This is a genomic window from Bradyrhizobium sp. SPXBL-04, assembly GCF_051853035.1.
Lineage (GTDB): Bacteria > Pseudomonadota > Alphaproteobacteria > Rhizobiales > Xanthobacteraceae > Bradyrhizobium > Bradyrhizobium zhanjiangense.
The window spans coordinates 4,257,753-4,270,802 of record NZ_CP182472.1 but is presented as its reverse complement, the minus strand read 5'-3'; the positions used below and the strand labels follow the sequence as shown (position 1 = coordinate 4,270,802).

Sequence of the window (13,050 nt, the reverse complement as noted above, 5' to 3'; positions counted from 1 at the left end):
CGCCGCGGTCCATCTCAGGAATTCGCGTCAACTGAAATGGTGGCCGGATCCTATCCGGCCAACCCATCGCTCTTTTTGACTATTCCGCTTCCGCGGTCAGCGCCTTGGCCTTGGCCACCCAGGCATCCGCACGGCTCGGCAGACCGACTTCTTCGCCGATCGTGTGCGCGGTGTCGTGGTCGAGCTCGGCGAGCTGCCAGTAGTGGAAGATGCCGAGATCGTTGAACTTCTTCTCGATCGCACCCGACACGCCCGGCAGCTTCTTGAGGTCGTCCGCGGTGCCGCGGGGACCTGCAAGACCCTGGAAACCGCTCGACGAGGGCGCCGGCAGCTCTTCAGCGAGCGGCTGGGCCGAGGCGCCGATGTCGATGCCCGAATCGCCTTGGGCGCGCGAAATGCCATCGATCGCCGCACGCGCAATGAGATCGCAGTACAGCGAAATGGCGCGACCGGCGTCGTCATTGCCCGGCACCACATAGGTGATGCCCTTGGGGTCCGAATTGGTGTCGACGATCGCCGCGACCGGGATGTTGAGTCGCTGGGCTTCCTGGATCGCGATGTCTTCCTTGTTGGTGTCGATCACGAAGATCAGGTCGGGCAGACCGCCCATGTCCTTGATGCCGCCGAGCGAGCGGTCGAGCTTGTCGCGCTCGCGCTGCAGCGTCAGGCGCTCCTTCTTCGTGTAGGAATTGGCTTCGCCGCCCGAGAGCACATCATCGAGGTGACGCAGGCGCTTGATCGAGGCCGAGATCGTCTTCCAGTTGGTCAGCGTGCCGCCGAGCCAGCGCGAATTGACGAAATACTGCGCGCAGCGCTTGGCCGCGTCGGCAACGCCGTCCTGCGCCTGGCGCTTGGTGCCGACGAACAGGATGCGGCCGCCCTTGGCAACCGTGTCGCTGACGGCCTGGAGGGCCTGGTGCAGCATCGGCACGGTCTGGGCGAGGTCGACGATGTGGATGTTGTTGCGGGTGCCGAAAATGAACGGTGCCATTTTCGGATTCCAGCGGTGAGACTGGTGACCAAAGTGCACGCCAGCTTCGAGCAGCTGACGCATGGTGAAATCAGGTAGCGCCATCGTTCTAATTCTCCGGTTGGTTCCTCCGGAAACGTGTGAGCAAAACGGAGCGTTCTCGCCCCGGTTGCCACCGGACGGCCTTGTGAGCCATGTTTCCGTGTGAGATGGCGCGCTATATAGCGCCATTTCGGCCAGAAGCAAGGAAATAAGGGCCTTTCGGGGGGCGGTTTTCGCCCGCGAGAGGCCCCTTTTTTTAGAGAGATCGGGCCGTGCCTTAGCACTTCGGCTGGTTCGGCGGGCACTTCTTTGCCGCCGGCGGCGGAGCCGCGGGGTGTGGCGGAGGCGCTGCCGGGCGCGGCGGCGGCGGAGGCGCGACGGCCATCCGGGGCGGCGGCGGTGGCGGTGCCGCCGGCCGAGCCACCGGCGGCGGCGGCGCGGGCCGTGCCATCGGCGGCGGCGCTGGCCTTGTGACCGGCGGCGGCGGCGCCGGCCGCGCAGCCGCCACGGGCGGAGCCACCCGTGCCGGTGGAGGCGATGCGACATGCGGCGGAGGCGGCGGTGCCGGGCGCGCGACGGCGGCCGGCGGCGGAGGCGTCGGTCGTGCCACGGCTTGCGGCCGCGGTGGCGGTGCGGACGGCCGGGCAGCCTGCGCCGGCGCAGCCGACGGATGATTCGGCGGCTTGATCGGCTCGCGCGCGGCCGAGGGTGGCGGCGTGACCGGTCTGCCGGCGGTGGTCGGAGGCGTGCCGTGCCCACCCGCCGCTGGCGGCGGCAAGCTGGCCGGCTCGCGGGTCGCGGATTTGGCGTGATCCGCAGGGCCGGCCCCGGGTGGGGTCTGCGCCACCGGCGGCTTCGGCGGTTGGCCGGGTCCGGCGGCCGGGCTCGTCGCGGTGGGCGCAGCCGTCCCTGGCGCGGCAGCCGTTGGGGCGCCGGAATGAGCCGGCGGTGTTGTGCCGGGGACAGCAGTCGTCGGCGCCCCCGGATGGGTCGGCGACGGCGCACCGGGTGCAGTCGCCGTCGGCGGCACGGGCCTTCCGCCCGGCAGAGGCCCTGCCCCCGCGGGCGGCGCCGGCGGGCCGCCGTGAGCGCCGGGGACCGGCAGCGTGTTGGCCTGCGGCAGCCTGGTCGGTGGCGCAGCGGTTGGCGCAACAGTCGGAGCGACATTCGCCGGCGTCGCGGCAGGCGCTCCAGGTCTAGCCGTAGGTCTAGCCGTCGGCTGGATGGTCGCACTCGGCGGCATCGGCGCCTTGCCCTGCTGGATCAGGGCAGCGCGCTGGACGACGGCCTGTGGCACCGCTGGACCTGCCGGATTGGCGCGTCCGGCAACGGCTGGCGCCAGATTGCCCAGCGCGGGCGCCGCGCCCGTCGGCGCGGCCGGCGGACGGTTGATCACGGTATTGATGACCGTGGTGTTGTGGATGTTCTGGTAGATGATGTTGTTCGGCGGCGGCGCGACATAGACCGGCGGCTGGACGAACGCCGGGATCGGCACGAACACCGGCTGGGGCAGCACGAACAGGCCGACCACGGGCAGCGGCGGCGGCAGCACGACGAAATCCGGCGGCGGCGGCGGCAGATAGTAGACCGGGGGCGGCGGTGGCGGCGCGAAGCCAAAATCGGGGTCGCTGAAATACAGCACGGGGCGATCGACATAGACCACCTCCTCCGGCGGCGGTGGCGGCACGTCGTAATCGATCATCGCAAAGCTCGGCGGCGGCTCGGCCGGCGCGGTGAGGATCGCAAGGCGCCGGCGCGCATCCGCCGCATGCGGTCCGCGCGGATAGCGGCGCAGATACGACCAGTACGCTTCGGGCGTGTCGGTTCGGTAGGTCCGCCGCCAGGTGATGGCTTCGCGGCGCGCCGCGACGATCGCCATCACGCGCTTTGCGAGCGGATCGTTCGGATAGGCCGCGAGAAATTCCTCATAGGCCGGCAGCGTGTCGCGCTCGAGCGCCGCGGCATAGGCATCCTGCACGCCGAGATCGCGGATCGGCTTGCTGCGGATCGCGGCAACCTGGTCGGGCGCGGCCTCCGGCGGTGGCGCGTCCGGCCCACGCTCGAAGAACGAAAATGGGGCGGTAATCTTTTGCTCGTTCCAGGGCACCTGCGCGCCCTTGCTGGCCTCGTTGACGCGCAGGCGGACGCGATCGAACACCTCGGGCAGCGGCAGGCCGCCGGTGCGGATCATCTCGGCCAGCGACTGCGCATAGATGCCGTAGGGGCCCGGCTCCTCCGGCGCCACCGTGCCGGGCGCCGCATTGAAGGCGATCAGCATGTTCGGCTCGGGCTCAACCAGCGCGAGGCCACTCGCGATCGGCTGGCCACCTTCGATGAAGGGCTGCGCGCGGGCCGCATCGAGCACGACGATGTTGGCCTTGAGCGGAATGGCGGCGAGCTGGCGGACATAGTCGCTGACGCGCAAGGCCTCGGTCGGAATGTCGGTGTCGCGGGTGATGTTGGAATCGACCGGGATGAAATAATTCTCGCCGGCAAGCTGCACGCCATAGCCGGCGAGATAAATCATCGCGACGGTGCCGGGGCCTGAGGCCTGCGCCTTCTGGATGAAATCGCGAAAACTCTTGCGCAGCGTGTCGCCGTCGAGATCGCGCGCACCGACGACGTCGAAGCCCGCCGCTTGCAGCGTTTGCGCGATCAGGCCGGCATCGTTCGCGGTGGTCGCCAGCGGCGATTTGGCATAGGCGCCGTTGCCGACCACGAGCGCGATGCGCTTCTCCTGCTGCTGGGCGCGCACGGGTCCCGGCGCGCCGGCGGCAAGGGCCACGATCGGCAGGAGAAGGCAAATGAAGACTTTGAGCGTCCCACGCATGGCTTGCTTGCCCGCTATTGTTGTTGAGGTGCCACCACGCATGAAGCGCGCAGCCGGCTGAACGGCGGTTGAACGAAAAGCTCGGATTGAGGCGATGGCATGGCCACGCCGCTGCTGCCGTCAGCTCCAGATCACCCTCAAGTCAGCCTCAAGTCAGCTCGAAACGGCGCAAGGCTCCTTCAAGTCGCTACCCTGTGCGATCGGATCGTCGTGCAGCGCACCTCACTCCACAGCTTGCAGCTCGGCGAGCTTCGTCCGCGCGGTCGCCTCGTCCAGCGCAACGAGTTCGGCCGGCCCGGGATTGGCGTCTCCCGCCGTCGCCACGGAAACGACGGCAAGCCCGGCCAAGCCGCCGACGATCGCACCGCCGGTCGCGGCATCGTGCCTGGGGCTGCTCTTGATGAGGTAAAAGTGCGTCCGGCCGGCCTCCATCACGATCTCGCGCTTGGTGTCGCCCGGAAACATCAGCTCCGTCACCAGCAATTCGTGGCGACCCGCCGGCCGATCGGCATAGGCGTATTTCCCAGCCACGACTTTGCCGAGCGGCGCACCGTCGAGCCTCACCTCACAGGCGCAGATCGCCATGCTGAGGCCATTCCTCTTGTCCTGGAGCAGGACGACGCGCGAGTGCCCGGCGCGCGGAGGCCCGACCTTTTTCGACACAGAGGCAAAGTCGGTTCCGACCTGATCGCTGACACAGCTCACCAGCATCGCACCGACGGCCAACAACAACGCGCCCCGTCGCAGCATCGCACACCCCAGCCCATTCCCCGGGGGCATGCTAGCTGGAATCAGCGACAGGTTGCAACCACATCCCACGACCACTGTGTGGATCGCGCAGACCGGGTCTTAGAGCTGCTGCACGTCGACCACGCCTGCGACCGCCTTGATCGCGCCGGCAATCTGCGGCGAGACCTTGAAGCGGCCGGGCAGCTTCATCTCCACCTCGGTCTCGAGATCGAGCATCATCACCAGCGAGACCTCGCCGTCGCCGTTGGAGCGCGGCGCGATGCCGGGACTGCCGATCTTCGGCGCGGCACCGTTCGCTGGCGCCATCTCGGGTCCGGCGAGACGCTTGGCGATCGATTCCAGCGGCTTGGTGTCGCGCAGGAAGATGCGCAAGCCCTTTTGCGTCTTGGCCGCGGCGTCATCCAGCGGCTCGGCATGCAGCACGCGGGCGCGGACGTCCTCGCCCTGGAGCTCGGCGCCGAGCTGGAGCAGCACGGCGGCGCCCGGCTCCAGCACGTCGCGATATTGCGCGAGGCCTTCGGAGAACAGCACCGCCTCGAAATGGCCGGTCGGATCGGACAGGCCCATGATGCCCATCTTGTTGCCGGTCTTGGTGCGCCGCTCCATGCGCGAGACCACGGTGGCCGCGACCTTGCCGGCAGTGGCGCCGGTCTTCACCGCGCGCGAGAACTCGGCCCAGCTCTGCACCCGCAGACGCTTCAGCACGGTGGCGTAATCATCGAGCGGATGTCCCGACAGGAAGAAGCCGATCGCGTCGTATTCGCGGCGCAGCCGCTCGGCCGGCAGCCACGGCTCGACCTGCGGCAGCATGATGCTGGGCGCATCCGCCGAACCGCCGAACATGTCGTTCTGGCCGATGGTGGCGGCCTCGTGCGCGCGCTGGCAGGCGGCCAGAATCGAGTCCGCGCCGGCGAAGACACGCGCCCGGTTCGGCTCCAGCGTGTCGAAGGCGCCGGCGGCGGCGAGGCTCTCGATGATGCGCTTGTTGATCGCGCGCGGATTGACCCGCGCGGCGAAGTCGGCGAGCGAGGTGAAGAGCCCGTTCTTCGTGCGCTCCTCGATGATCTGGTCGATCGCCTGGATGCCGACGCCCTTCAGCGCGGCAAGCGCGTAGTAGATCGTCTTCTCGCCGACCTCGAAGGTCGCGCCCGAGCGATTGATGTTCGGCGGCTCGACCTTGATGCCGAGGCGCTGCGCCTCGGAGCGGAATTCGGAAAGCTTATCGGTGTTGTTGAGATCGAGCGTCATCGACGCCGCGATGAACTCCACCGGATAATGCGCCTTCATGTAGGCGGTGTGGTAGGACACCAGCGCATAGGCCGCCGCGTGGCTCTTGTTGAAGCCGTAATCGGCGAACTTCGCCAGCAGCTCGAAGATGGTCTCGGCCTGCCCTTTCGGCACGCCGTTCTTCACCGCGCCCGCGACGAAGATGTCGCGCTGCTTGTCCATCTCGGCGCGGATCTTCTTGCCCATGGCGCGGCGCAACAGGTCGGCGTCGCCAAGCGAATAGCCCGACATCACCTGCGCGATCTGCATCACCTGTTCCTGGTAGATGATGACGCCGAAGGTCTCTTTCAGGATCGGCTCCAGCACGGGGTGCAGATATTCAGGCTCCTCGTCGCCGTGCTTGCGCGCGCAATAGGTCGGAATGTTCGCCATCGGACCCGGGCGATAGAGCGCCACCAGCGCGATGATGTCCTCGAAACGGTCGGGACGCATGTCGATCAGCGCGCGCCGCATGCCCTGGCTTTCAACCTGGAACACACCGACCACGTCGCCGCGCGCCAGCATCTGGTAGCTCTCGGCATCGTCGATCGGCAGCGTCGCGAGATCGACGTGGATGTTGCGCGGCTTGAGCAGCTTGCAAGCAACGTCGAGCACGGTCAGCGTCTTCAGGCCGAGAAAGTCGAACTTCACGAGGCCCGCCGGCTCGACCCATTTCATGTTGAACTGGGTCACCGGCATGTCGGATTTGGGATCGCGGTAGAGCGGCACGAGTTCGCTCAAGGGGCGATCGCCGATCACGATGCCGGCCGCATGCGTCGAGGCGTGACGGGTGAGGCCTTCGAGGCGCTGGGCGATGTCGAAGGCGCGCGCCACCACCGGGTCTTCGTCGCGGAACGCCTGGAGCTTCGGCTCGCTCTCGATCGCAGCCGCCAACGTCACCGGCGCAGCCGGATTCTGCGGCACCAGTTTTGTGAGTTTGTCGACTTGGCCGTACGGCATCTGCAGCACGCGGCCGACGTCGCGCAACACGCCGCGCGCCTGCAGCGTACCGAAGGTGATGATCTGCGCGACCTGGTCGCGGCCGTAGCGCTGCTGCACGTACTGGATCACCTCGCCGCGGCGATCCTGGCAGAAGTCGATGTCGAAGTCCGGCATCGAGACGCGCTCGGGATTGAGGAAGCGCTCGAACAGCAGGCCGAACTTGATCGGGTCGAGGTCGGTGATGGTCAGCGCCCACGCCACCAGCGATCCTGCGCCGGAGCCGCGGCCCGGCCCGACCGGAATGCCCTGCGACTTCGCCCATTTGATGAAGTCCGACACGATCAGGAAGTAGCCCGCGTATTTCATGCGCATGATGACGTCGAGCTCGAAGGCAAGCCGTTTGGCGTATGTCTCCTCCGTCGTGCCCTGCGACAGGCCGTGGACGCGCAGGCGGTTGGCGAGCCCCTCCTCCGCCTGGCGCTTCAATTCGGCGGCCTCGACCGCGGCCGCATCCGAGCTCGATGCGGCGCCGACGGTGAAGAACGGCAGGATCGGCTTGCGCGTCATCGGTCGGAACGAGCAGCGCTCGGCGATCTCCACCGTCGAGGCCAGCGCCTCCGGAATGTCGGCGAACAGCACCGCCATCTCGGCGCGGGTCTTGAAGCGGTGATCAGGCGTGAGCTGCTCGCGCTCGGTCTCGGCGATCAGCCGCCCGCCGGCGATGCACAAGAGCGCGTCGTGCGCCTCGTAATCGTCGGTCGCGGCGAAATATGGCTCGTTGGTCGCGACCAGCGGCAGGCCTTTGGCATAGGCGATGTCGATCAGGCCGCTCTCGACGCGCCGTTCCTTGTCGGTGTTGTGGCGCTGCAATTCGATGTAGAGGCGGTCGCCGAACAGGCTGGCGAGACGCTCGCACCGCAACGCCGCAATTTCGGTCTGCCCGGTGGCAAGCGCCAGCGAGATCGGTCCGTCCGGACCGCCGGTGAGCGCGATCAGGCCCTCGGTCTCGCCTTCGAGCCAGTCGAACTTGATGTGGGAGGCATGGGTGTCGGGCGTCTCCAGGAACGCTCGCGAATTCAGCCGCATCAGGCTGCGATAGCCGCGCTCCTGCGCCGCCAGCAGCACCACGCGCGACGGCCCCAGCGCGTTGCGCGCGTTCGGATCCTGGTCGCCGAAGTCGATCGCCAGTTCGCAGCCGACGATCGGCTGGATGCCGGAACCCGCCATCTTGTCGGAGAATTCCAGCGCACCGAACATGTTGTCGGTGTCGGTCAGCGCTAGGGCCGGCTGGTGGTCCTTCTTGGCGAGCTCGGCAAGCTTGGCGATCTTGATCGAGCCCTTGAGCAGCGAATAGGCCGAGTGAACGTGAAGGTGGACAAATCCGGCGCTCGGCATGGTCGCGTAACGGCCTCTTGCAGATGAAGTGGAGCGGTCGCCAGCTCCTCAAGGCATTATGCACTCGCCCGGCCGACTCGCCTCCCGATGGTGGGGTGTGGCGCCGCGAGAGTCCACGCCGGAGCGGCCAATCCGCCGCGTCGTCCCGCTTTTCCCCAACCGCGCCTCCTCAGAGTTGCGGAATCACCTGGGCCCAGATGGCGATCATCCCGACGAACAGCGTGATTGACGCCAGTGCAGCCGCTTCTTCCACGAAAACCCTGAACATGTCTCGCTCCCTTGCCTAGAACGTATGAAGAACATTGTTCTCATTTCGTTCTCAGGAGTCAAGCCGTCTGAGCCATTCCGCAAGGGCATGGTTAACTTGTTGAACTCGAACAATAAAAAAGCCCCGGCGCAAGGCCGGGGCTTTCGACGACGCTCGAATTGAGCGCTCAGCCTCAGTAGCGCGCGATAGGCATGCCGCCGAACTTGTAGTTCAGGCGGACGAGGCCCATGTCGACGTCCTGACGGATGCGCTCCGTGCCAGCGAAGCCGGCGAACGTCACGTCCTTGTCGGCCAGGAAGATGTGGTTGTACTCGACGCCAACCGACCAGTTCGGCGCGAAGCCGTACTCGAGGCCGGCACCAACAGTACCACCCCAGCGCGTGTCGCTGGTCGACGCGAGCAGCCCGCCGCCGAGGTCGGAGATCTCGTACTTGTCGCTGACCACAGCCGCACCGCCCTTGACGTAGAGCAGCACGTTGTTCCAGGCATAACCGACCTGGCCGGTGATCAGGCCGAACGCATCGATCTTGGTGCGGTTGCGGGTGGCGAACAGCGCGCTGACATTGTCGCCGGAGAAGTCGGCCCAGTTGCCCTGGCCTTCCACGCCGAACACGAACTGGCCGGACTGCCAGCGATAGCCGATCTGACCACCGACCGTGCCGCCGGTCGCATCGTGCGAGCCTTCGCGGCCGACGCCAACGAAATCCCAGGTGGTGCGAGCCGAACCGCCGCCGCCGTTGATGCCGATGTAGAAGCCGCTCCAGTCGTAGACCGCAGCGATCGCCGCAGGCGGAGCCTTGGTGTAGGGCCGCGCCGCGAGGTCAGCAGCCACCGCCGGCGCAGCCGCGCTGAGCGCGATCAGGCTGACAGCGGCAAGCAACAAATTCTTCTTCATTTGATTCCCGTTCCAGTTTCTTCAGTAGGCCCCCGGGCCGTGGGTCGTCATATCAGCGATCGACGGAATTGCTGTAACTTCGACGCAACAGTTAGAGCCAAAGGGCCGCGCTTCATTAATGAACGTTTAGCAGAGCGCGTGGGAAACCCTTTGAAACAAGTGTTTTCTGTAGTTCCAATGTCGACAACACGACATAAACTGCATGCGCGCGTAACAACGTCGCGCGCACATTCGCGTGATTGGAGAATCCAGATGCGAGCCCGAGTTACTCTCCCCATTGTCGCCACATTTTCGCTCGCTCTCGCCACATTTGCGCTCGCGCTCAACGCCAGCACGCCGGCGCGCGCCTTCGGCAAGAATCATCCATTCTGTCTCACCGGCGACGAATGGCCGGGGCTGAGCAATTGCAGGTTCGATAGCTACGCGCAGTGTCAGGCGAGCGCATCGGGGCGCGCGCTGACCTGCATCGCCAATCCGTTCTTCGCAGGCCAGAGCGATGATCCCTACGCGTATCAAAATCGTCCGCGCGCGCAGACGCCAGGCTATTCATCAGGCTATTTCCTGTCGCGCTGAGATGCGCCGCGCGTGGCCTGCGCTGATGGCAGCCGGCATGCTCCTTGCGAGCGCGCCTGCGCACGCGCAGACTTATGATCCGCGCTATCCGGTCTGCATGCAGATCTACGGTCCCGTCGGCTATTTCGACTGCCGCTATGGCTCGCTTGAGCAGTGCAGATATCTCGCCGTCGGGCGTTCGGCGAGCTGCGTCGTGAACCCGTATTTCCCATCAAGGACACCGACGCCCCCTCGCCGATCGAGCCCTGCCGCCGAATGATCCCAACGATCCGGCGGCCTGGCGTCTCCTTAGCTTTGCCAGGGCGTGTTGCGGATGCGCGTGCACGCGTTTGGCTTGCGGAAGCTGGGGTCGTGATCTTCGATGTAGTCGAAATTGACCGTCCCGAAGGTCGTCTGCGGCTTCTTCAGGGCTGAGCAGGTCTGCACCTTCAGGAACTCGTTCTTGAAGTCACCACGCGGAAACGCAGTGATCACCTGGTCGCGCTGCTCCGGTGTGTAGTCGTCATATCCAACACCGACGACGTCCACCAGAACGCCTGCGTTGGTGAGAGCGATCTCCGGCCTCATATATTGCGGAATGCCGGGGGTGGTGTGCAGCGCGATCGCTTCCCACACCAGATCGGCCTGCGGCTCGGCGATGCCGCGCGCCTGCAGAAAGTCGCGCGCGGCGTCTGCACCGTCGACCTCAAATCGCTTGGTCTCGGTGTGGTAGTGATCAACGAGGCCGAGGTCGTGAAACAGCGCTGCGACATAGAGCAGCTCGGAATCGAACTTCAGCTTCTGACGCAGCCCTTTGATCGCGCCGAACACATAGACGCGAACCGAATGGTTGAACAACATCTCGTCTTCGTAACTGCGCACCAGCTCGGTGGCTTCGCGCGCCAGCTTGCTGTCAGGAATTTCGACACCGGAGATCACACTCGTCATTTTCAGGCTCCTGGTTTCTGTTTCGGCTGGATGCCCTTCGCGATCAGGCTGCATTCTCGAGCGCAGCCTGTGGCGTCTTTCGGAAGCTGATCGACATGCGATTGTACGCATTCATCAAGCTGATCGCGATCGTGAGATCGACCAGCTCGCGCTCGCTAAAGACCGCGCGGGCGGCTTGATACGCCTCATCCGGAACGTTGGCCTCGGCGACGCGGGTCACCGTCTCGGCCCAGGCGAGCGCCGCGCGCTCGCGTTCGTCGAAGAGATTGCCGGCCTCGGTCCATGCCTGCAGCAACGCGAGCTTTTCGATCTTCACGCCGCTCTTGAGCAGGTCGCGGGTGTGCATGTCCAAGCAATAGGCGCAGTTGTTGATCTGCGAAACGCGGAGATAGACGAGGGTGACCAGTGTCGCAGGCAGTCCGCTCTGCATGACGTAGCCGTAGACGCCGCCCAGTGCCTTCGCGCCTGCCGGCGCGATGTGGTTGTAGTTGAGACGTTCACTCATCTGCTTTCTCCTTGATGGATCAGGGGATGAACCTTCGCCCCTTAGGTGCCCCTGCACTAGTCCACAAAAAAGTACCAAAAACCTACAAAACTCGTGTACCAAGGTGCATGACCAAATCGCTGCGGCTGGAGCTCGATCGATCCGCGAAGACGCCACTGGCGGAGCAGATCCACAGGGGGATCAGAGCTGCCATCGAGAGCGGTGTGCTCGCCCCGGGCGCTCGCCTGCCCTCATGGCAGGATTTGGCGGCCCAGCTCGGCGTCGCGCGCGGCACCGTGCGTTCGGCGTACGAAAAGCTCTCATCCGCCCAACTGATCGTTGCAGCCCGCGCCACAGGCACGCATGTCGTGGACCGGCCGTCCTTCCCCGTTCGGCGGGACAAAGCCCCCGCCCCCGGCTCATTCATGGAGATGTACCAGGAACTCACCGCAGGGCCGGCGATCTTCCAGATGGGCGTGCCTGCGCAGGAGACCCTTCCTGCGACGCTGCTGGCGAGGATGCGCGCGCAGGCGGTTCGCGTTGAGGTGAGCGCGCCGGCGATTTACCGTGACCCGCGCGGCGAGTTGGAGTTGCGGCGCGAGATCGCGGCCTACCTTGCGCTGGCGCGCGGGATCGAATGCGCGCCGTCCCAGATCATCATCACCAGCGGCTTCAGCGGCGGGCTTGGTCTGGCGCTCCGTGTCCTTGGTCTCGAGCAGAAGAAAGTCTGGGTGGAGAATCCCGGCTTTCCCTTTACGCGGCGCGGCCTCGAGCTTGCGAGATTGTCGATCGCGCCGATCCCGGTTGACGCTGACGGCATCGATGTCGACTTCGGCTTGAAACATGCGCCTGATGCGGCACTGGTTGTGGTGACGCCAGGGCAGCAGGCGCCGCTCGGATTCACGCTGTCGCTGGCAAGACGCTCACGCCTGCTCGAATGGGCGACCCAAAACAAGGCGTGGGTGATCGAAGATGATTATCTGAGCGAGCTTCAGCTCAAGGGCCGGGCCACGCCGGCGCTCGCTTCCCTCGATCGCGCCGGCCGCGTCATTCACATCGGCTCCTTCAGCAAGACCATAACCCCTGCCTTGCGGCTCGGCTTTGTGGTTGCACCGGCCGCACTGGCGTCGCGGTTTGCCGAAACTGCGGCGTGCCTCGCGCCGGCGCCCGGGCCAGCGGTGCAGCTCGCGACCGCCGATTTCATGCGCGACGGCCATTATCTCCGGCATCTTCGGCGCACGAAGCGGGTCTACGCAGCGCAAGGCGATGCATTGCTGAAATACCTTCGCCCGCGCACTGCAAATGTTGCGATTGCCGGATTGGCGGCTGTCCTGCGGTTGCCGAAGGGAGCAGCCGATCTTGCCATCGCCAGGGAAGCAGCACCGCTTGGACTGGCGCCCACGCCGCTATCGCTCTGGTATGCATCGAGGGCTTCGGCGCGCCCGGGACTGTTGCTGGGCGTCGCGACGTCTCCGCTAAAGAGGATCGAGGCGTCCTGTGATCGGCTGCTTCAGATCATCGACCGTATTACGTGATCAGATTCCGAGTTCGGTGACCTTCACCCACCAGCGTGACGATCAAAGCCCCGCTTCGGGTGGCGATCACGGCGTGATCGCACTGAACGGTCGGCGCCAAGCTGCGCAGGATCGATGAGCCCCTGTATCCATCCGGTGAGGCCGCCACCCACGACGCCACGTTCAATGCATTG

At 65.8% G+C, this 13,050-nt stretch carries 10 protein-coding genes; 3 read left to right on the top strand and 7 right to left on the bottom strand.

What is annotated here, in order from left to right; translation table 11 throughout:
- Positions 1-79 precede the first annotated feature (79 nt).
- The 5 genes from ACNJX8_RS20170 to ACNJX8_RS20150 all read right to left on the bottom strand — a co-directional run bounded on the left by ACNJX8_RS20170 (position 80) and on the right by ACNJX8_RS20150 (position 9,358).
- Positions 80-1,075 (bottom strand): 30S ribosomal protein S2, encoded by a 996-nt coding sequence (locus ACNJX8_RS20170; protein ID WP_128933482.1) that lies wholly within the window; start codon positions 1,073-1,075, stop codon positions 80-82.
- 214 nt (positions 1,076-1,289) lie between these two features.
- Positions 1,290-3,842: a caspase family protein gene (locus tag ACNJX8_RS20165; protein WP_439361767.1), complete on the bottom strand. Its 2,553-nt coding sequence runs from the start codon at positions 3,840-3,842 to the stop codon at positions 1,290-1,292.
- Between the two features lie 222 nt (positions 3,843-4,064).
- Positions 4,065-4,592: a DUF2846 domain-containing protein gene (locus ACNJX8_RS20160; protein WP_164940814.1), complete on the bottom strand. Its 528-nt coding sequence runs from the start codon at positions 4,590-4,592 to the stop codon at positions 4,065-4,067.
- Positions 4,593-4,691: 99 nt separating this feature from the next.
- Positions 4,692-8,195 carry a DNA polymerase III subunit alpha gene (dnaE, locus tag ACNJX8_RS20155; RefSeq protein WP_439361766.1) on the bottom strand — a complete coding sequence of 1,168 codons (3,504 nt, stop codon included), beginning with the start codon at positions 8,193-8,195 and terminating at the stop codon, positions 4,692-4,694.
- 440 nt (positions 8,196-8,635) lie between these two features.
- The gene (locus tag ACNJX8_RS20150) at positions 8,636-9,358 is read right to left on the bottom strand and encodes an outer membrane protein (protein ID WP_091885854.1); all 723 of its coding nucleotides are present in this window, start codon (positions 9,356-9,358) and stop codon (positions 8,636-8,638) included.
- 252 nt (positions 9,359-9,610) lie between these two features.
- Here ACNJX8_RS20150 and ACNJX8_RS20145 point away from each other — a divergent pair, with 252 nt between their 5' ends.
- Positions 9,611-9,931, top strand: a complete 321-nt coding sequence (locus tag ACNJX8_RS20145; protein ID WP_128956472.1) for a DUF3551 domain-containing protein — start codon at positions 9,611-9,613, stop codon at positions 9,929-9,931.
- A gap of 1 nt (position 9,932) precedes the next feature.
- Positions 9,933-10,190, top strand: a complete 258-nt coding sequence (locus ACNJX8_RS20140; RefSeq protein WP_439361765.1) for a DUF3551 domain-containing protein — start codon at positions 9,933-9,935, stop codon at positions 10,188-10,190.
- Between the two features lie 29 nt (positions 10,191-10,219).
- On the opposite strand, the gene ACNJX8_RS20135 is transcribed toward ACNJX8_RS20140, so the two are convergent.
- Together ACNJX8_RS20135 and ACNJX8_RS20130 are read right to left on the bottom strand one after the other, a co-directional pair.
- Positions 10,220-10,858 (bottom strand): HD domain-containing protein, encoded by a 639-nt coding sequence (locus ACNJX8_RS20135; protein ID WP_249761656.1) that lies wholly within the window; start codon positions 10,856-10,858, stop codon positions 10,220-10,222.
- 43 nt (positions 10,859-10,901) lie between these two features.
- Positions 10,902-11,363, bottom strand: a complete 462-nt coding sequence (locus ACNJX8_RS20130; protein ID WP_439361764.1) for a carboxymuconolactone decarboxylase family protein — start codon at positions 11,361-11,363, stop codon at positions 10,902-10,904.
- A gap of 107 nt (positions 11,364-11,470) precedes the next feature.
- Here ACNJX8_RS20130 and ACNJX8_RS20125 point away from each other — a divergent pair, with 107 nt between their 5' ends.
- Positions 11,471-12,877: a PLP-dependent aminotransferase family protein gene (locus tag ACNJX8_RS20125; protein WP_439361763.1), complete on the top strand. Its 1,407-nt coding sequence runs from the start codon at positions 11,471-11,473 to the stop codon at positions 12,875-12,877.
- Positions 12,878-13,050 lie beyond the last annotated feature (173 nt).